This window comes from Pseudomonas sp. YQ_6 (assembly GCF_043103245.1).
GTDB classification, from domain to species: Bacteria; Pseudomonadota; Gammaproteobacteria; order Pseudomonadales; family Pseudomonadaceae; genus Aquipseudomonas; species Aquipseudomonas alloputida.
Genome location: NZ_JBICJR010000017.1, coordinates 167885 through 186708 on the forward strand (window position 1 = coordinate 167885; position 18824 = coordinate 186708).

At 62.3% G+C, this 18824-nt stretch carries 14 protein-coding genes and 1 pseudogene; 5 read left to right on the forward strand and 10 right to left on the reverse strand.

Annotated elements, in window-relative coordinates; all coding sequences use genetic code 11:
* Window positions 1-149: 149 nt before the first annotated feature.
* A complete protein-coding gene (locus ACF8FG_RS05525; protein ID WP_318080059.1) occupies window positions 150-3056 on the forward strand; it encodes an HD domain-containing phosphohydrolase in 2907 nt (968 codons plus the stop codon).
* A 107-nt stretch (window positions 3057-3163) separates the two neighbouring features.
* Here the strand turns inward: ACF8FG_RS05525 and ACF8FG_RS05530 are convergent, their stop codons facing one another.
* Window positions 3164-4876, reverse strand: coding sequence for an FAD-dependent oxidoreductase (locus ACF8FG_RS05530; protein WP_318080058.1), 1713 nt, complete (start codon window positions 4874-4876; stop codon window positions 3164-3166).
* Between the two features lie 194 nt (window positions 4877-5070).
* On the opposite strand from ACF8FG_RS05530, the gene ACF8FG_RS05535 reads away from it, so the two are divergent.
* From ACF8FG_RS05535 to ACF8FG_RS05545, 3 genes are all read left to right on the forward strand, one after another.
* A complete protein-coding gene (locus ACF8FG_RS05535; RefSeq protein WP_014591448.1) occupies window positions 5071-5847 on the forward strand; it encodes an IclR family transcriptional regulator in 777 nt (258 codons plus the stop codon).
* 138 nt (window positions 5848-5985) lie between these two features.
* Window positions 5986-7038: a Gfo/Idh/MocA family protein gene (locus tag ACF8FG_RS05540; protein ID WP_076403182.1), complete on the forward strand. Its 1053-nt coding sequence runs from the start codon at window positions 5986-5988 to the stop codon at window positions 7036-7038.
* 29 nt (window positions 7039-7067) lie between these two features.
* Window positions 7068-7883, forward strand: coding sequence for a sugar phosphate isomerase/epimerase (locus tag ACF8FG_RS05545; protein ID WP_014591446.1), 816 nt, complete (start codon window positions 7068-7070; stop codon window positions 7881-7883).
* A 148-nt stretch (window positions 7884-8031) separates the two neighbouring features.
* Here the strand turns inward: ACF8FG_RS05545 and ACF8FG_RS05550 are convergent, their stop codons facing one another.
* The 5 genes from ACF8FG_RS05550 to ACF8FG_RS05570 all read right to left on the reverse strand — a co-directional run bounded on the left by ACF8FG_RS05550 (window position 8032) and on the right by ACF8FG_RS05570 (window position 14180).
* Complete coding sequence (locus tag ACF8FG_RS05550) at window positions 8032-9357, reverse strand: MFS transporter (protein ID WP_012052802.1); 1326 nt, start codon at window positions 9355-9357, stop codon at window positions 8032-8034.
* 240 nt (window positions 9358-9597) lie between these two features.
* Window positions 9598-11286 (reverse strand): FAD-dependent oxidoreductase, encoded by a 1689-nt coding sequence (locus ACF8FG_RS05555; protein WP_318080055.1) that lies wholly within the window; start codon window positions 11284-11286, stop codon window positions 9598-9600.
* 41 nt (window positions 11287-11327) lie between these two features.
* On the reverse strand, window positions 11328-11648 hold the full coding sequence (locus ACF8FG_RS05560; RefSeq protein WP_003250862.1) for an NIPSNAP family protein: 321 nt from the start codon (window positions 11646-11648) through the stop codon (window positions 11328-11330).
* Complete coding sequence (locus tag ACF8FG_RS05565; protein ID WP_076403179.1) at window positions 11633-13366, reverse strand: FAD-dependent oxidoreductase; 1734 nt, start codon at window positions 13364-13366, stop codon at window positions 11633-11635. Before ACF8FG_RS05565 ends, ACF8FG_RS05560 begins: the two co-directional genes overlap by 16 nt.
* A gap of 4 nt (window positions 13367-13370) precedes the next feature.
* Window positions 13371-14180 carry a shikimate dehydrogenase gene (locus ACF8FG_RS05570; protein ID WP_318080052.1) on the reverse strand — a complete coding sequence of 270 codons (810 nt, stop codon included), beginning with the start codon at window positions 14178-14180 and terminating at the stop codon, window positions 13371-13373.
* A 156-nt stretch (window positions 14181-14336) separates the two neighbouring features.
* Here ACF8FG_RS05570 and ACF8FG_RS05575 point away from each other — a divergent pair, with 156 nt between their 5' ends.
* Window positions 14337-15107, forward strand: a complete 771-nt coding sequence (locus ACF8FG_RS05575; RefSeq protein WP_014591441.1) for an IclR family transcriptional regulator — start codon at window positions 14337-14339, stop codon at window positions 15105-15107.
* A gap of 153 nt (window positions 15108-15260) precedes the next feature.
* Here ACF8FG_RS05575 and ACF8FG_RS05580 read toward each other — a convergent pair whose 3' ends face one another.
* The 4 genes and pseudogenes from ACF8FG_RS05580 to ACF8FG_RS05595 all read right to left on the reverse strand — a co-directional run.
* Window positions 15261-15518, reverse strand: a complete 258-nt coding sequence (locus tag ACF8FG_RS05580; RefSeq protein WP_076403177.1) for a PAAR domain-containing protein — start codon at window positions 15516-15518, stop codon at window positions 15261-15263.
* On the reverse strand, window positions 15484-16404 hold the full coding sequence (locus tag ACF8FG_RS05585; RefSeq protein WP_392518628.1) for a DUF6708 domain-containing protein: 921 nt from the start codon (window positions 16402-16404) through the stop codon (window positions 15484-15486). The genes ACF8FG_RS05580 and ACF8FG_RS05585 overlap by 35 nt, the downstream gene beginning before the upstream one ends.
* A 149-nt stretch (window positions 16405-16553) precedes the next feature.
* Window positions 16554-17450 carry a DUF6708 domain-containing protein gene (locus ACF8FG_RS05590; RefSeq protein ID WP_392518629.1) on the reverse strand — a complete coding sequence of 299 codons (897 nt, stop codon included), beginning with the start codon at window positions 17448-17450 and terminating at the stop codon, window positions 16554-16556.
* Between the two features lie 2 nt (window positions 17451-17452).
* Window positions 17453-18824, reverse strand: a pseudogene (locus tag ACF8FG_RS05595) (hypothetical protein); the annotation flags it as partial.

The window sequence follows — 18824 nt, forward strand, 5'->3', positions numbered from 1 at the left end:
GGCAGAAAGCCCACGTACGCTCTACACTGCTGCCAAGATGGACCAGGGCAGCTTGCCACCATTTGGCCCGTCACGCTGCCTGCGAATGGCCCTGGCCTGCATGATCGTTCTGGCTGCTCCTTCAAACTGCCACACATGGAGTACCTGGAATGGGCTGCGTGTCGAATGGCCGTGTTGCCGGTAAAGCCGGGCGTGGCATCTCGCTGCAATGGCTGGTAGCGCTGGCCGTCGTGCTGGGCATGCTGCTGCTCGGCGCCGCCCTGGCCTGGCAGGGTTACCGCGGTATTCGCCAAACCCTCGTGGCCGCCGCTGGCGATGCCGCCCAGCAGGTTGCCAAGACGATCGACGAGCGCGCCAGGCGCCTGATCGAGCCGGCGCAAAGCAGCATTCGCCTGCTGGCCCACAACACGACGGTGCACACCCAGGCACAGCGCCTGGATCGGCTGCCACAGCTGGTGGAAATGCTGGACGCCAACCGCATGCTCAGCGCCGCCTATCTGGGTTACCCCAGCGGCGAGTTCCTGTTGGTGCGTCGCCTGCGTGACCCACAGCTGATGCAGCGTTTCGCCGCTCCACCGGGCACGGCTTTTCTGGTGCAGAGCGTCAGCCATGGCGACGGCGCCAAGGTGCAGGGCGAGTGGCGCTTTTATGATCGGGCGCTGAACTTGTTGCAGGCCCAGGCCAAACCTGACTATCGCTACGATCCACGCCTGCGCCCCTGGTTCGCTGAAGCCACGGTACAACCCTCTACTGTGCTGACGCGCCCCTATGTGTTCTTCACCACCCGCGAGGTCGGCTTGACCATGGCCCAACGTAGCGTCGACGGTGGAGCCGTGATCGGCCTGGACGTCTCGGTCAACGACCTGGCCAGCGAGACTCGGGACCTGCGCATGACCCCGGGTACCGAGATCGTGGTGGTCGATGACCAGGGCAACGTTGTGGCCTATCCGGACCCGCAGCGGGCAATCGTGCACGAAGGGCAAGGCGTGCGCCTGTCGCGTGTCGCCGAGCTGGGCGCTCCCAGCCTGGCACGGCTATACGCTGACCTGCCGAAGGGCAACCAGCCTCAGCCTTATCAGGTGGACGGCCAGACCTGGTATGGCATTCGTGTGCAGCTGACTACCCTGGCCGGGCACGACTTGCACGTGCTGATTGCCGTACCAGGCCACGAGTTGCTGGTGGGGGCACGCAAAGTCTTGTTCGAGCAGTTGCTCTGGACCGTGGCACTGATGGCCGTGTTGCTGGTGCTCGGCGGTGTGCTTGGCCGGCGCATTGGCCGCCCGCTGCGGCTGTTGCGCGAGCAGGTTCAAGGTTTGGCCAGTTTTGATTTCAGCCGTGAAGTGGGTGTGCACTCGCGGGTTTCCGAGGTGCGCGAGTTGAGCCGCGTGCTGAGCCGCATGTCCGGCACTATTCGCCACTTTCAGGCGATTACCCTTGCGCTCAGCCGCGAGCGAGACCTGGAGCGCATGCTCGATGGCGTGCTGAGCCATCTGGTAGAGGCTGCCGGGGGCGACGCCGGCGTGGTTTACCTGTACGACGCTGAACAAGCCTTGCTGCGTCTGGCCGCCTCGTGCCGCGGTGAACACTACCCAAGCGAGCTGGCAGTGGATGAGGGCGCCCGGCAGCATTTGGCTGTAACAGTGAACCAGGCCCTCGGCCTGCACGGGCGCAGCCTGGCCGTGGTGCTGAATGACCGTAGCCGGGCACTGTTGGGCATCCTGGTCCTGCAAATGGACGAAGAGCAGGCGCAGGAGCGGGTGGGCGAGGCATTTCGGCGCTTTGTCGAGGAGTTGTCCGGCGTGGTTGCAGTGGCCATCGAAACCCGCCAGTTGGTCGAAGCCCAGCAACGCCTGCTGGACGCCATGATCAAGCTGCTGGCAGACGCCATCGATGCCAAGAGCCCCTATACCGGTGGCCACTGCGAGCGGGTGCCTCAGCTGGCGCAGATGCTGTTGGATCAAGCAGTGGCAGCCGACAGCGGTCCGTTCGCCAGCTTCAGCATGACCGAGGCAGAGCGGTACGAGTTCCGTGTGGCAGCGTGGCTGCACGATTGTGGCAAGGTCACCAGCCCCGAGTACGTGGTGGACAAGGCGACCAAGCTGGAGACCCTGTACAACCGCATCCACGAAGTACGCATGCGTTTCGAAGTGCTGTGGCGCGATACGGAGCTGGCCTACTGGCAAGGCCTGGCCAGCGGCGCCGACCAGCAGGTGCTGAAAGCCGCACTGCAGCGAAGCCAGGCCGAGCTGCAGGACGACTTCGCTTTCGTCGCCCAGGCCAACATCGGCGGCGAGTTCATGCAGGACGCCGATATCCAGCGTTTGCAGGTGATCGGCAAGCGCCGCTGGCTGCGCCATTTCGATAACCGCCTGGGCATCTCCCGTGATGAGGCGGAACGCTTTGTCGGCGTGCCGCAGCCTGCACTACCGACAGAGGAGCCATTGCTGGCTGATCGCCCCGAGCACTGCGTGCCCTGGGGCACCCGCACACCGCCCGTGGTCAAGGACGACCCGCGTAATATCTGGGGGTTCGACATGCATCTGCCAGGCCACGCCAGCAACTACGGCGAGCTGTACAACCTGTCGGTCCGCCGTGGCACGCTGACTGACGAAGAACGCTTCAAGATCAACGAACACATCGTGCAGACCATCATCATGCTCAGTGCACTGCCGCTCCCGCGCCAGCTCAAGCGGGTACCCGACATCGCCGGCAACCACCACGAAAAGATGAACGGCAGCGGCTATCCGCGTGGTCTGGGCGGGCAGGACCTGGGCATCGCCGAGCGGGTGATGGCGATTGCCGACATCTTTGAAGCACTGACGGCTGCAGACCGGCCATACAAACCCCCGAAGACGCTGTCCGAATCGGTGAAGATCCTGGTGGCCATGGCCCGCGAGGGGCACGTCGACGGGCAACTGCTACAACTGTTCCTCAGCAGCGGGGTATACCGCCAATATGCCGAGCGCTTCCTGCGCACCGAGCAGATCGACGAGGTGGATGTGGCCTACTGGCTGGCGCAACTTCAGGAGCGCAGCGCCGCGAGGCCTGTGAGCTGAGGGGCGACAGCGCTGAAAAATCAGACCGCGTGGCGCTCGATTCAAGCGCCACGGCCTTTCCCGGTGCCCCCTGCAGACCGCCGCTCCCCCGGGTATCGTAGATCCGTTCACTCATACTCCTGCACCCCGGCAATGTGCCGCCCGGCGACATAGCCAAAGGTCAGCGCCGGCCCCAGGTTGATGCCGCCCGACGGGTACCAGCCACCAAACACGCTGGCCATGTCGGTACCTGCTGCATACAGGCCTGCAATCGGTTGCCCGGCCTCATCCAGTACACGGGCATTGCCGTCGGTGCGCAACCCGGCAAAGGTGCCAAAACAGCCGGGCTTTACTTTCACCGCATAGAACGGCCCGTGCTCGATGGGCGCCACGCAAGGGTTAGGGCCCTTGTGCTGTGGGTCACCCTGCTTGCGGTTGAACGGCGTGGAACCGCGGCCAAACGCCGGGTCCTGGCCGTTACGGGCATGGCTATTGAAGTCAGTGACCGTGGCGCGCAGCCCGGACGGGTCAATGTCGCAGGCCTGGGCGAGCTGCTCGAGCGTGGCGCCGCGTTTCAGGTAGCCGCTGCGCACATGCGGTCCTACCGGCAGCGGTGCCGGGCGGGCATGCCCCAGGCCATAGCGGCGCAGGAAGCGATGATCGCAAACCAGCCACGAGCACACCTCCTGGCCCTGCGGCACTGCAGCGACCATGGCCGACACATAGTCGTAATAGCCATGCGCTTCGTTGACGAAACGCTTGCCGTTGGCCAGCACGCCGATAACGCCCGGTTTGCCGCGCTCGATAATGTGTGGGAAGTGGCCGACGCTGCCGTCGCGATACGGCACCTGTGAAACCGGTGCCCAGGCCACGGGCGACTTCAGGTCGGTAGCAACCACACCGCCGGCGGATTCGCCCAGCCGCAGGCCATCGCCAGAACACCCCTTGGGCGGCAGCGCCAGGTTGTCGTGGCCGCTGGCATCGCGCGGGAACAGTTGCTGGCGCCGGGCGTTGTCATTGGGGAAGCCACCTGCCGCCAGCACCACGGCCTTGGCGCGGATCAGCTGCTCGCCCTGTGGCGTCGCGACCCACGCCCCGCGTACCTGGCCACCCTCGATCAGCAGGCGCTTGGCCGGTGCCGACGCTTGCAGGTGCACACCCAGGTCCTGTGCCGATTTAGCCAGGCGCGCCACCAACGCCACACCGTTGACCAGGTGCATGGCCCGACCATGGCGGGCCAGGTGGTACAGGTGGCGGCCAAAGCGCCTGCACACGTGCAGCAGGGCTTTGGGCGAGCGGGTCATGTTGAGGAAGGCGGCAAGGTCGGCTCCGGCCATGATCGGCATGCCCATGAACGAGGTTTCGCGCATGGTCTTGCGCAAGCGTGGCAGCAGGGCGCCAACCTCGCGGGCATCGTAGGGCGCGGCGATCACCTGGTGGCCGCCAAGGGCTGCCCCCGGCGTATCGCCATGCATGTCCGGGATGCCGTTGCCGTCGGCAAACTGCAACGCCGTGTACTTCTCGAAAAACGCCACCATGTGCGGGCACGCCTCAAGGAAGGCATCGACGCGCTCGGCATTGTAGTTTGCCCCCAGCTCATGGCGCAGATAAGTCCGCGGCTGCTCGATGTCTTCCTCAATGCCGGCCCTGCGCGCCAGCGGGTTGCGTGGCACCCAGGCCCAGCCGCCGGACCAGGCGGTGGCACCGCCAAACACCGGTTCTTTCTCCGCCACGATCACCTTCTGCCCATGCCAGGCAGCCGTGACGGCCGCCGCCAGCCCGGCGGCGCCAGAACCTATGACCAGTACATCGCATTCGGTTTCGAGAGGAGCGGAAGGCATTGCAAGTTTCCTGTGCTTTTATTAGAACAATGTTCCACATTCTTATCAGCAGCGGATGGTCGTGCAAGGTCAGGTTGGTCATGTCAGGCAAGAACTGGGCGATCATCGGACATTCGAGGTGGCCCGAGCTGCGCTGGCTAGCGACGATGTGGAATTATCTTCTAGAATCCGCAAAAAAATCAGGGACCTGTGACATGGCTGGTAGTCAGATCGAACGCGCCTTCAGTCTTGTAGAAAGCCTTACCGGTGAACCCCAAGGGCTGCCGTTACAAACCCTGGCCGAGCGCCTGGACATTCCCAAAAGCGCTGCCCACCGCATGCTCACTGAGCTGGTGCGGCTGGGCTACGTGCGCCAGAACCGGGAAAACAGCCGCTATCAGCTGTCGGCCAAGCTGGTAGCGCTGGGCTTTCGTTACCTGGCCAACAGCGGTGCCGACATCATCCAGCCGATTCTTGACCGCCTGGCCCAGGACAGCGGTGAACTGGTGCGCCTTGGGGTGATCGACGGTGCCCGGCAAATCTGGATCGCCAAATCCCAGGGTGCCCGCTCCGGGCTGCGCTACGACCCGGATATGGGGCGCGACGCGCCGCTGTTCTATACCGCCTCCGGGCATGCCTGGCTGGCCAGCCTGGACGATGAGCTGGCGCTGCAGATGGTGTTGCGCCAAGGTATTGCCGACCCCGACCAGTTCGGCCCGAACGCGCCACGCTCCACCGACGAGCTGCTCGCCTACCTGCACCGCGCCCGCGAGCGTGGATATGCCTGGGTCGAGGAAACCTCCGCCATCGGCACCTCAGCCCTGGCCGCAGTGGTACGCCGCCCGCAAAGTGACGAGGTGATCGGCGTGCTGAGCATCGCCGGGCCCAGCGCGCGGCTGGCACAGAGCCGCCTTACAGCGCTGGCACCGCTATTGCTGACGGCGGCAGAAGAGTTGTCGGCGGCCAGTCCCGCCAGCGAGCTGTTTGCCTGAGAGGATATTCCGGTCGATTACCGCACAGTCTGTTGCGCCTGTTCTTCTGAAAAGCTGAACTTGGTTCTAAATTGTTGAGTGTGAATTGTGGAACTTCGTTTCAGAATTTCATGACAACAATGACAAGAGGACAGGCTGTTGAACGCACCCCTTCGTATTGCCTTGATTGGCGCCGGCATCATGGGCCGGCAGCATTACCAGCACTTGCGCAATGTGCCGCAAGCCCAACTGTGTGCGGTGGCCGACCCCGGCCCGCAGGCCGAGGCCTTCGCTGCCGAGTGCGGTGTGCCCTGCTTTGCCGACCACCGGCAGATGCTGGAGCAGATGCGCCCCGAGGCAGTGATCGTCGCCAACCCCAACAACCTGCATGTCGCCACCGCCCTGGATTGTGTCGAGGCCGGGGTGCCGGTGCTGGTGGAAAAACCGGTGGGCGTGAACCTGGATGAAGTGCGTGCACTGGTGGAAGCCTCACGCCGCCGAGGTGTGCCGGTGCTTGTAGGGCACCATCGCCGACACAATCCGCTGATCGCCAAGGCGCACCAGGTGATCAACGAAGGCAAGCTGGGCCGTTTGATCAACGTCACCGCGCTGTGGCAGCTGCAAAAGCCCGACAGCTATTTCGAAACGCCCTGGCGCCGCGAGCCAGGCGCCGGCTTCTTGCTGACCAACCTGATCCACGACCTTGACCTGTTGCGTTACCTGTGCGGCGAGGTGGTGCAGGTGCAGGCCTTCACCCGCAACGATGTCCGCGGTTTTGCCAACGAAGACAGCGCCGCGGTGCTGCTGCAGTTTGCCAACGGTGCCTTGGGCAGCCTGACCGGGTCCGATGCGGTGGCTGCACCGTGGAGCTGGGAGCTGGACGCCGGCGAAAGCCCCGTGTACCCGCGCCAGGACGGCCAGCCGTGCTATCTGCTGGCCGGTACCCAAGGAGCACTGAGCATTCCCCAGCTCAAGCGCTGGCATTACGCCGAGGCAGGCTCAGGCTGGCATACGCCCCTGTTGCAACGCTCGGAAAGCATCCCCGCCGGCGAGGCATTGACCCTGCAATTGCAGCATTTTGTGCGGGTTGCCCGGGGTGAACAGGCGCCGCTGATCGACGCTGCCGACGGGGGGCGCACACTGGCGCTGATCGAAGCGATACGACAGGCAGCCCAAAGCGGTCGGGCTTGCGCGCCCGCGCACATTGGCTGATACAACCTTACTATTGCTGGTGACGATAAATGACTGATCGAATTTTTTCCCTCGCGGCCCTGACGGTGCTCGAGCTGTCTCCACCGGACATGGTCGAGGCCGCCGCCCGAGCGGGTTACAGCCATGTCGGCCTACGGCTGGTGCCAGCCACCGAACAGGAGCGGCATTTCCCGTTGGTCGCCGATGCCGAACTGCGCCGGCAAACCCAGGCGCGCTTGCGCGACACGGGCGTCAAGGTGCTCGACCTGGAGATCCTGCGTCTTGAACCGGCAACCTGTGTGGCCGATTTCGAAGCGATCCTGGCGGTGGGCGCCGGGTTGGGTGGCACTGAATTGCTGGTAGCGGGCAACGACCCCGACGAAGCGCGCCTGACCGAACGCTTTGCCGCATTGTGCGAGCTGGCGGCGCAATACGGCATTCACCCTCACCTGGAGTTCATGCCCTGGACCGACGTACGTGACCTGCGCCAGGCCATGCGGGTGGTGGCCAACGCCGACCATGCCAATGGCTGCGTGCTGGTGGATGCCTTCCATTTCAACCGCTCCGGCTCTTCGCTGGACGACCTGGCGCAACTGAAGCCGCAGCGCATGCGCTATGCCCAACTGTGTGACGTTGCTGGCCCGGTACCGGCCGACATGGACGAGATCCTGCGCCAGGCGCGTAACGAGCGACGCTTCCCGGGTGATGGCGATGCCGACCTGGTTGGCCTGTTGCGCGCCTTGCCGCCGAGCGTGCCGCTGAGCCTGGAAATCCCCACGCGGCAATTGCTGGAGCAGGGCATCAGTGGCGAACAGCGTGCGCGCATGGCGCTGGAGAAAGCCAAGGCGGTGTTGGCCACGGTCTGATCGAGCGAACGTGGCGCATGGCACCGGCTACGCCACGTTCGCGAGTGAACCTACACCGAACGCTTCATTGCCGTTGTCCGCTTCTCAAGAAACTTCAAGCCAAAAAAAGGGCCCGCAAGGGCCCCGTAGAGGTAAGTGGCTAGCGCTCTCAGGCGCTCTCGACCTTGCGCGGTGCCATGAAATACATCCACACCAACGCCAGGAAGTACATGGCGGGGATCATGGTAAACAGCACGGCATAGTTGTTGTTGGTAGCGGTCAGCACGCTGCCGACAATCTGCGTCATGAACATCCCGCCAATTGCCGCACACATGCTGCCGAAGCCGAATACGGTGCTCACCAGATGTTTGGGTGTGTAGTCCATCACCAGGCTCCAGATATTCGCCGTCCACGCCTGGTGCGCGCCTACCGCGATCGAGATGGCCGCCACCGCGACCCACAGTCCACTGGCGTTGGCGGCAAAGATGACGCTGAGCATGGTGCAGGCAAAGATCAGCATGGACACCAAGCGCGCTGTCGTGGCACGCACGCCACGGCCGATCAGCCACGACGACAGGATGCCACCCCCGATACTGCCGAAGTCTGCCGTCAACCAGATGATGATCAACGGGATGCCCATCTGGGTGACGTTGATGCCCAGGCTGTATTGCTGGTTCAGGAACGGCGGCAGCCAGTACAGATAGAACCAGAACACCGGTGCGGTAATCGCATAGGCCACTGCAAAAGCCCAGGTGCCACGCAGGCGCAGGATACGGCTGAACGGCACACGGGTCGGCTCGGGCTCGTCATCCTGCTGGATGTACTGCACTTCGCTCTGACGCACGCGGGGGTGGTCTTCAGGGTTGTAGTACTTCAGCACCCAAAACACGACCCACACCAGGCCCAGGCTACCCATGGCGATGAACGCAGCCTGCCAGCCCCATACAGCCAGGATCAGCGGCAACAGCGCGGGGGTGACCATGGCGCCAACATTGGTACCGGCGTTGAACAGCCCCGTTGCAATGGCCCGCTCACCCGCCGGGAACCACAGGCGCACGGTCTTGACGCAGGCCGGGTAGTTGGCGGCCTCGGTCAGGCCGAGGATGAAGCGGCAGACCATGAAACCTGCCGCCGAGGTGGCCAGGCCGTGGGCACCCGTGGCCAGGCTCCACAGCAGTACAGCGAAGAAGAAGGCCCGTTTGACTCCGACCTTGTCGATCAGTCGGCCTTGCAGCAGAAAGCCGATGGCATAGCCGACCTGGAACCAGAAATTGATGTTGGCGTAGTCCATCGCCGTCCAGCTCATTTCCTTGGCCAGCACAGGCTGCATGATGCCGAGGGCGGCGCGGTCGATGTAGTTCAGGGTGGTGGCGAAGAACACCAGGGCGAGCATGCCCCAACGGGTCTTGCCGACGCCGAAGGCGCCGCGGAGCTTGTCGCCGATCGAGCCCTGGGACATCCGGGGCGCGGCGGGAGGGATCTTGGAGTGGTTCATAGACTGCTCGTTTCTTGAAATTGTATTCAGCTGCGGTGCTACGGGTACGTGACCGTTCCCAGGCAGGGGGGCACGCAAGGCCGGTGCATGGTGAGCAGTGAAGACGGCAGCGTCAATTCAAGAGACGGGCTACTGTTCGGTTATCGAACGGTTGCGTTGGCCGGCGGGCGCGGCAGGTATTCACGTCACTGAAGGGTAGAAGGCTTTGGCCTTGGTTGCCTGATGGGCGCAAAACCGACATCAATGATGTGCACAGCCCCCGCTCAACGCCCTACCGGCCAGATACCCGAAGGTCATCCCTGGCCCAAGGGTAATGCCGCCGCTCGGGTAGTACCCACCCATCACGCTGTGCATGTCGTTACCCACTGCAAACAACCCGGGTATCGGCTGCCCTGCGTGGTCCAGTACGCGGGCTGAGGCGTCTGTGTCCAGGCCGGCGAAGGTGCCAAGGCTGCCTGGCAGCAGTTTCACCGCATGGAACGGCCCCTTCAGCAACGGCCGAAGCGACGGGTTAGGTGCCTGCTGCGGGTCGCCTTGGGCCCGGTTGTAGGCCGACGCGCCACGTAGAAAGGTAGGGTCTTCACCTTGTGCCGCATGATGGTTGAAGCCCTCCACCGTGCGTTGCAACTGCTCGGCGTCGATCCCGCAGCGCTGCGCCAGTTGCGCCAGGGTAGCGCCGCTGTGCAAATAGCCACTGCGCTGATAGAAGCGGGTAGGGAAGGGAAAGGGCTTGGCCCAACCGATGCCATAGCGCCGTTGCGCAGCATGGTCGCAGATCAGCCAGGCCTCCGGCTGCTCAGCCTGCGGCGTGGCGGCGAACAGCGCGTTCATGAAGTCGTGGTAGCAATCGGCCTCGTTGACGAAGCGCCGACCATCGCGGCGCACGGCGATGAAACCGGGCTTGGCACGGTCGATCAGGTGTGGGAAATGGCCGAAATGGCCATTGCGGCGCGGTACCTGCGATACCGGCGCCCAGGCGCCCCCGTGGGCGCCTGCCGCAGACATCCGCCCACCCGCCTGTTCGCCCAGGCGCAAACCATCACCGCTATTCTCCCTGGGCGCAGCGGAGTAATGCTGGTCACCGTCCGGCGCGTGCGGCATCAGCTGCGAGATACGCTGGCGATCATGTGGGAAGCCACCGCAGGCCAGCACCACACCGCGCCGTGCGTAGATCGCTTGGCCATCGGCAAACAGCGCGCCGTTGACCCTTTCTTCGCACAACAACAGACGGCTGGCCGGTTTCTCGGTCAGCAATGTCACGCCACGATCAAGGGCGCTGCGCAGCAGGCGCGCCACCAGCGCGTTGCCATTGACCAGATGCAGGCCGAGACGGTGCAGCAGCAGGTCGCGGCCATGGCGCAACAGGCGCTTGCCAACATGCAGCGCTGCCTTTGGCGAGCGTGTGGCGTTGAAGAAGGCAGCCATGTCGGCGCCCCCGGCAATGCCCATGCCGGCCAGGCTGACGATGTCCAGCGGCGGGCGCAACTTGTGCAGCCAAGGCCCCAGCCGGCGCCCGTCGTAAGGTAATGCACACAGCGAGCGACCGCCGCGTGCACTGCCATCGCCTTCACGCATGTCGGGCATACGGCTACCGCACTGGAACTGCACGGCAGTGTGTTGCTGGAAGAACGCCACCATTTCCGGACCATGGCGCAGGAAGGCACGTTGACGCGGGTCCAGCTCGCGGGTGTGGGTTTGCGCACGCAGATAGCGCTCCGGGGCATCGTCGGCTTCGACGATGCCTTCGGCGATGGCCAGCGGGTTGCGCGGTATCCACAACCAGCCCCCCGACCAGGCGCTGGTGCCGCCCAGTTGGCTGGCTTTTTCCGCGACGACCACTGTCAGGCCATGATGCGCGGCGGTTACGGCGGCAGCCAGGCCAGAGGCGCCGGAGCCGATGACGAGTACGTCACATTCAAGGGGGGGCATGGAAGGGGTCCGCTCGGATGTTGGAAGAGGTGGCGTGTGGCTTACTGCAGCGGTGAGAAACCGGTAGGGCGCAGCAGCCGCGATTGAAGGCGCAGTACTGCGCCCAGCTCGCGGTTGCGTCGCGAGAATTCCGCCCAGCGCGAGTCTGCCGCCATGGCTGCGCGGCGTGCCATGCGGTCGTCGAGGCTGGCATAGCCCCAGATGTGCACCACTTGGTTGACGTCGCCGAACTCGCTGGTGAAAAAGCCCACCAGGTTGCCCAGGTGTTCGCTCTGCACCTCGAGTGCGTGGCTTTGGTAAAGGGCCAGCCAGTCGGCCATTTTCAATGGGTCGAGGGTGTAGGTTCTCAGTTCGTAGTACATGCCGGGTTCTCCGTAGGGGTAGCCGGCGCCTGCAGGCGCGCGGTGATGTGGTTGGCAGCAAGCCAGCCGAAGGTGAGGGCAGGGCCCAGGGTGATGCCGGGGCCGGGGTAGGTGCCCTTCATCAGTGAGTTCATGTCGTTGCCGACCGCATACAGCCCGGGAATGGGCAAACCGCTGCGGTTCAGCACGTTGGCATCGGCGTTGGTCACCAGGCCACGAGCTGAACCGAGGTCGCCGGTGTGAATGCGGATGGCATAGAACGGCCCCTTGGTCAGGGGTGCCAGGCATGGGTTGGGCGTATGTTGCGGGTCGCCCATGTAGCGGTTGTAACTGTTGCCGCCTTTGCCAAATGCGCGGTCGATGCCATTGCTGGCATCGCTGTTGAACTGTGCAAGTGTTTGCGAAAACACCTGTGGATCGACGCCGATGGCCAGGGCCAGTGCCTGCGTTGTGGTGGCTTGATACAGGTAGCCTGCGTCGATCAACGCCTGGTTGTTGACGGGCTTGGGCCGCGCCAGGCCAAGCCCGTACCGGTTCATTGCCTCGGCATCGCAGACCAGCCAGCAGCTGGCAATGCCGTTGGCGAACATGGTGTGCACGAAGTGGTGGTAGGAGTCGGACTCGTTGACGAAGCGCCGCCCGGCTTGGTCTACCGCAATCACGCCCGGCTTGGCGCGGTCGGTGACCAAGTGCGGGAAGCGCTCACGTTCACCATCGGCATGACGCAGTTCGGAAACCGGTGCCCAGAAAAAGTTGGCCGCCAGGCTCTCGCCCTCGGCTGCTGCCACGGCCTGGGCAAGGCGCAGGGCGGCTCCGTCGTTGGCCGGTGGTGACATGGTCAGGTGCGGCGCCTTTTGAGCAGGGCGGTAGCCGGCGGCCATTGCGCCTGCTGCGAATCCGCCCATGGCGCACACCACGCCACCACGGGCCATTACCCGCTCACGGCGGCCCTCGCGCTGTACGACCACGCCCGTGATCACGCCGTGCTCGGCGATCAGCTCCACGGCTTCGCTGCGCAACCACAACTGTGTGCCGTGGGCGAAGGCGCTGGTGGCCAGGCGGGCGATCAATGCGTTGCCAGTGGTAAGCCGGGTGCCGCGTGGGTGCTGCAGGCGGTCGCGCGCGTAACGCGCCATCAGCTTCAGGCAATGCCACATCGATCTGGGTGAGCGGCGAATGCTGAGGAAATGCTGGATATCCACCCGGTTGACCATCATGCCGCCGAACAGCAGCATGCCGGGCGGTGGCATCTGCAGGTCCTTGAAGCGTGTGCCCAGGTGCTTGCCGTCGTATTCGACCATTTCCAGCGCCCGGCCGAACTGAGTGGCGCCGGGTGCATCCGGGTAATAGTCGGGCGAGAGTGGGCGCAGGGCATAACGCAGTTCGGTGTTTTGCTCCAGCCAGCGCAGCGCTTGGTGGCCATGCTCGATGAAGGCATCGCACAAGGCGGGGTCGTAGCCGTCGCCGATGACCTGCTTGAGATAGGTGCGCATTGCCTCGGGGGAGTCCTTGGCGCCGGCGTCACGGGCTTGGTCGGTGCCGTACAGCCACACCGCGCCGCCAGAAATCGCCGAGGTGCCGCCAAAGCGTTCGGCCTTTTCCACCACCAGCACCTTTAGCCCACGGCGGGCCGCGGTGGCGGCAGCGGCAAAACCACCGGCACCGCTGCCCAGCACAACCAGGTCGAAGCTGTTATGTGTGTGCTCCAGAGTCGTCATGGCCTCAGATCTCCAACGGCGTGACGCCCATGAAGGCGCCAAGGTGGCCCAGTTGGGCAAAGGCCATTTCCGGGCCAGTCTGGATCCTGCAGCCTACTTGCCGCGCGCGGTTCAGCAGCGGGGTTATCTCGGGTGAGGTGACCACGTCGGCGACCAGGGTGTCTGGCAGCAGGGTCGCCAGCAGGGCGGCGGACAGCGGCAGTTCTGCGCGGGGGCCCATGCCGACTGGTGACGCGTTGGCCACCAGGTCGAAGTCTTCCAGCCCACTGAACTGTGTGCTGACCGTGAGTTTGGGGAAGGCGTTGCCGAGCAGTTCGCATACAGCACCCATGCGTGCTGTGCTGGGGTCGCTGAGGGTAATACTGGCGATCCCTGACTCAGCCAGTGAATAGGCAATGGCACTGCCAACACCGCCGCAACCGATCACCAGTGCCCGTTTGCCCGCCGGCTTGAAGCCATGCTTGTGCGCAGCGCCGAGGAAACCGGCGCCGTCCACGTTGTCGCCCAGCAGGCGTCCGTCGCGCTCGCGACGTATCACATTGACCGAACCCAGGGCAGCCGCGCGCTCGCTCAGGCCGTCGACGCGGTTGGCCAGCGCCTGCTTGTAAGGCACGGTGACCACGCAACCGCGCAGGTTCTGCCAGCCACGCAGGGTACCCGCAAAGCTGTCCAGCGCCGCCTCGTGCAGGTCGATGGGCAGCATGGCGAGGTTGCAGTTGTTGTGGTTGAACCAGGTGTTGAAGTTTTGCGGGGACTTCACCTGGGCGATGGGCGAACCGACGATGGCGACCAGTTCAGTGGAACCTCGAATCATGCTGACTTCCTTATTGGCGTTGTTATGGCGCCAAGGGTGAGGCAGGGGAACGCGGGCAACAATGCGCCAAGCGGCCACTTAGTGCGATAATCGCAGTCATGATCCGGTTATCGCAGTAATCGGCTGTTTTTGTGCCTCTGGTAGCGAGTCGAATGCATGAACACACCCGCCATCCATCCCCGTGACCTGATCGCAGGCTTGCAGAAAGGCCTGGCGCTGATGCAGCTGTTCAGCGCCGAGCAGCCGCGTCTGAGTGTGCCGCAGGCGGCCAGGTTATCTGGCCTTACGCCCAGTGCTGTGCGGCGGTTTCTGTTGACCTTGGTGCATGAGGGCTTTGCCGAAACTGACAGCCGTGAGTACTGGCTGACCCCCAAGGCCTTGCGTATCGGCCAGGCTTATGTGGACTCGGCGCAACTGCCGCGCATGCTGCGGCCGATTGTTGAACAGGTGGCGCGGCAGACCCAGGAGCACGTATCGGTGGGTACTCGCGATGGCGATGAGATCATCCATCTGGTGCGTAGCCGGTATAGCCATGTGGCGTCTTTGTCGATCAGGCCCGGCTCGCGAGTACCCATGTATTGCACGGCTAGCGGGCGGGTCTGGCTGGCCTGGCTGGAGGAGGGGGAGCGGGACGAATACTTTGCCCGTCACCCGCTGCGGGCGTTGACGCCTTACACACTGACAGACCGGGCGCAGCTGGACGCTGAACTGTTGCGCGTGAAGGGGCAGGGGTTCTGTATCGTTGATCAGGAATATGAAATCGGTATGCGGGTGCTGGGGGTGCCACTGCTGGGGCGGGCCGGTCAGTTGAAAGCCACGCTGACCATCACTACTCATGCATCGCGGTTGAGTATTGATGAGATACGGTTGCGGTATTTGCCGACCCTGTATGAGGCACAGGCGTTGCTTCGGCCAGTGCTGGATTGACGCAGACATGGCGCATGCCTGCGGGCATGGCGCCATGCGTGTGAGAACAGGTTACCCGCGAAGGGTGGCTTTGTTCGCTATCTGGGCCGCTGGACGGCCCAAACCTTTTGACTGACAGGCTTCAGCATCCGGCTCGTTGGCCGGTAGTGGCTTTCACTCAATGAGCCAACCCTGGTCCCCCTCGATCAAGGTCCCTCCATGACTGGTAGTGTCACCCTCCCTTGCTGCGGGGTGGCCCTCGATGATCGTGCAGGCAGCGCCGGTTTCGATAACGGCGCCACAACTGATGCGATCGCCCACACGAGCGACGGCCTTGCCATCCACGAATGTTGCATTTGCGCCGGTTTCCACAGTGCCTTCGCCATGGAGCGGGCAGCTATGACGATGGCCTACCAGTACGATGGGTATCATTGCGCTTCCTTTTGCCGGGTTGAATGGGGGCTTCCTCAAATGCTTCGGGCGGTGGTGGCGCTGCTCGGACGTTGAACAGGCGGCAGATGCCATACCAGCAGAGGGCGACGGTCAGGTTGTAGGGGAACAGCACGGCCCAGAACGGCAATTGCCAGTTCTTTTTGCCCTGCATTTCACCGGGCTCGCCGGTTCGCCAGGGGGCATAGTGGCGCCAGGCTTCTGCCGGGGTCAGGCAGATGGCGTGGAGTGGCTTGTGCCACCAGTTGGGCTCACCGGGCGGGGGGAGTTTGTCCGGGCCGTGGTCCATGAAGTGGCGGAGGTATTCCCACACTTCGGCCACATGCTTGACGCCGGGTTCGGTGGGTTCGTTGCTGTCGACCCAGAGGCAGTCTTTTTGATGCAGGCTGCCGTCTTCCCGGCGGGGGGCGAAGGCGAGGGCATAGCTGGTGCTGAATGATGAGCCGCCGTATTCGGTGCGTTTGAAGATGCCACCTCCGGTGTTAGCCCATTCGAATACGAGTACCTTGCTCAAACGTTGGTAGTAGATTTTTTGGGTTGATCGGTTGAGGCAGATGGTTGATAAGCCCTTTATAAAGAAAATTCGATAAGCTAGGAAAGGAGTGAACACGAAGGGGGTTATTAATAATAAAAGCATCAATAAAATGTCTTCGTTGTAAAGTTTCGAGATGTTAGGGGGTAGATAAGGGTAAGTGCCTATCAGCAGTGTGATCGTCATTGCGCAGTATAGTTTTCCCATAAACACGGAATCTGTTATCCATGGGTTTCTCAGGCACAAGGTATTCTTGGATACGTTTGCCAACTGCCCTCCAATTGCAGGGGCGTGTCCGGAGTATGACGTTGAATTGAATATCCAGATGGTTGCCATGATCAGCGCTCCAGACGAAAAATTGACAGGGTCTCAGCCATGGCCGGGAAGTCGCGGGTGCCTGGCACGTTGGTGTAGTGCACCGTCAGGATGGGGACGCGTGAACTGCAGACAGGGCCTGGAGGTAGCGCTGCTGACGGAGGTGTCGCTCATGTACGCTTCCTTTTTTGGGTTGAATGCGCTGGGGCCTCCTCAAATGCTTCGGGTGGCGGTGGCGCTGCTCGGACGTTGAACAGGCGGCAGATGCCATACCAGCAGAGGGCGACGGAGAGGTTGTAGGGAAACAGCACGGCCCAGAACGGCAATTGCCAGTTCTTTTTGCCCTGCATTTCACCGGGCTCGCCGGTTCGCCAGGGGGCATAGTGGCGCCAGGCTTCTGCCGGGGTCAGGCAGATGGCGTGCAGTGGCTTGTGCCACCAGTTGGGTTCACCGGGCGGGGGGAGTTTGTCCGGGCCGTGGTCCATGAAGTGGCGCAGGTATTCCCACACTTCGGCCACATGCTTGACGCCGGGTTCGGTGGGTTCGTTGCTGTCGACCCAGAGGCAGTCTTTTTGATGCAGGCTGCCGTCTTCCCGGCGGGGGGCGAAGGCGAGGGCATAGCTGGTGCTGAATGATGAGCCGCCGTATTCCGTACGCTTAAAAATACCACCGCCGGTATTGCTCCACTCAAAGACCAGTACCTTGCTTAAACGTTGATAGTAGATTTTTTGGGTCGCCCGATTGAAGCAGAAGCTTGATAAGCGTTTTATGAAATATATTCGATAAATGAGGAAAGGTAGGAAAGTGAAAGGCATAAGCAAGAATCCAGTCGCTAATAATGGAGCGGTTTCGTACATGCGCCATATATCCCTGGATAGTAAATATGGGTAAAAGCCGGCAATTGACAGAGCAGTTATCGCGCAATACAGCTTTCCCATGAAGACAGAGTCTGTGACCCATGGATTCCTTAAGCATAAAATGGTGTCGGATAAGCTTAACAGTTGCCCTGTGATAGAGGGCTTGTGTCCAGAGTCTGACATTGAGTTGAATATCCAGATGGTTGCCATGATCAGCGCTCCAGACGAAAAATTGACAGGGTCTCATTGTCTTCGTCCAAGCCTTGATTGGCGTTGTAGGTTAGATGAAGTGAGACATGATTTTGGTTGGCGAGGGTGTTTTCGAAATGTAGAACTAAGCCAGCATCTACGAGGTGGCCGGTCGGGCTGATTGGAAAAACGTCAATTCCGTGGTTGTCACGGACGGAGCTCAAACTTCCTGACCATTCACTTACGCCTAGCCTGAATGCAGGCAGCAGCACTGTGAACTCTACGGTTGGTTGGGGGGTGGCTACTTCGTTATGTGTGATAGCTGTCCAATTTGGCGGCGACCAGTGGTTATTCTGATGCCATCGGGTGTCGGCTTTAGTTATGCCCAGGGATAGGGCCTGCTCGGCGGATAGTAGCTTGGGCCCGTAATGTTCATTGTGCCAAGCCTTAATTTCTGTTTGCAGTGAGGTGAAAGCAGGAAGTTTCTTGTCAAAGTCCAAGTTGATGTCGGCGTGCGACTCTCCATCATTGATGCGATTGCCGAATATGCTACGTGCTGCCCACAGTTCTATTGGGCTGTGAAGGCGTTCATGTGCCTTGGCGTGTAGGTAGAGGCCTCCTGCGATGATGGCTACGCCTACTAGGACAAGGGCAGCGGCGGCCCATCCGGCAAAAGGTACTAGCGTTGTAGCGCCCGCAATGGCAAGTCCTGCTTCAAGAGTGACAGCAGAGCCAATGGCCATGGTTAATCCACCAGCAATTGTGTATCTGCCAGCCGTAGAGTTACCGTTATCGAATTGGCGCAATCCCTTTGACCAATCTGAGATCAGAGCAAATGCAATTGCCGGGTATCCGGCTAAACGCGCAAACAGATTGCTACTCAAAAACTTGATAACCCCATTGCCAAAGGCCATGCCCGGCGCTGTTGAGCTCAATCTCAGCATGACGGCCTTTTGCGTTGCCCGCACGCTGACCAATGTCGCCGCCGCTGCACCTATCACCCCGAACACAGATGAAGCGAACCCCAGGGTGTATTCCGGTGCATCGCTCTTTTGCAGGCTGTTGTAAGCCGTCTTGAGCGATAAGATGTTGAACCACAGCATCCCCGCGTTTAAACCACCACCACCGCCGGAGGTGAGCAACCCAAGGAAGTTGGGTTTCACGCGCGCAGTAGTGGTCAGCTCGATGGACACCGTGCGGCTACCCGAGATGCGCAACGCTTTCATCTCTTCAACCTGTGCCATGCCGCTCTTCAAATACCGCTGCACCTCCTGGCTAAAGGGATTTTCCGTAATGGCCTGCTCGGTGATTCGATAGCGTGCCGCCAACAACCCCAGTGCTTTCTCGGCATTGGCCTCACGCGCTGCCAGCAACACTTGCTGGCGCAGGCCATGG

What these genes read in the sequence shown, in the direction of transcription:
- ACF8FG_RS05525 (WP_318080059.1), top strand. Translation starts at nt 150, where the DNA reads ATGGGCTGCGTGTCGAATGGCCGTGTTGCCGGTAAAGCCGGGCGTGGC.
- ACF8FG_RS05530 (WP_318080058.1), bottom strand. Translation starts at nt 4,876, where the DNA reads ATGCCTTCCGCTCCTCTCGAAACCGAATGCGATGTACTGGTCATAGGT.
- ACF8FG_RS05535 (WP_014591448.1), top strand. Translation starts at nt 5,071, where the DNA reads ATGGCTGGTAGTCAGATCGAACGCGCCTTCAGTCTTGTAGAAAGCCTT.
- ACF8FG_RS05545 (WP_014591446.1), top strand. Translation starts at nt 7,068, where the DNA reads ATGACTGATCGAATTTTTTCCCTCGCGGCCCTGACGGTGCTCGAGCTG.
- ACF8FG_RS05550 (WP_012052802.1), bottom strand. Translation starts at nt 9,357, where the DNA reads ATGAACCACTCCAAGATCCCTCCCGCCGCGCCCCGGATGTCCCAGGGC.
- ACF8FG_RS05555 (WP_318080055.1), bottom strand. Translation starts at nt 11,286, where the DNA reads ATGCCCCCCCTTGAATGTGACGTACTCGTCATCGGCTCCGGCGCCTCT.
- ACF8FG_RS05560 (WP_003250862.1), bottom strand. Translation starts at nt 11,648, where the DNA reads ATGTACTACGAACTGAGAACCTACACCCTCGACCCATTGAAAATGGCC.
- ACF8FG_RS05565 (WP_076403179.1), bottom strand. Translation starts at nt 13,366, where the DNA reads ATGACGACTCTGGAGCACACACATAACAGCTTCGACCTGGTTGTGCTG.
- ACF8FG_RS05570 (WP_318080052.1), bottom strand. Translation starts at nt 14,180, where the DNA reads ATGATTCGAGGTTCCACTGAACTGGTCGCCATCGTCGGTTCGCCCATC.
- ACF8FG_RS05575 (WP_014591441.1), top strand. Translation starts at nt 14,337, where the DNA reads ATGAACACACCCGCCATCCATCCCCGTGACCTGATCGCAGGCTTGCAG.
- ACF8FG_RS05580 (WP_076403177.1), bottom strand. Translation starts at nt 15,518, where the DNA reads ATGATACCCATCGTACTGGTAGGCCATCGTCATAGCTGCCCGCTCCAT.
- ACF8FG_RS05585 (WP_392518628.1), bottom strand. Translation starts at nt 16,404, where the DNA reads ATGGCAACCATCTGGATATTCAATTCAACGTCATACTCCGGACACGCC.
- ACF8FG_RS05590 (WP_392518629.1), bottom strand. Translation starts at nt 17,450, where the DNA reads ATGGCAACCATCTGGATATTCAACTCAATGTCAGACTCTGGACACAAG.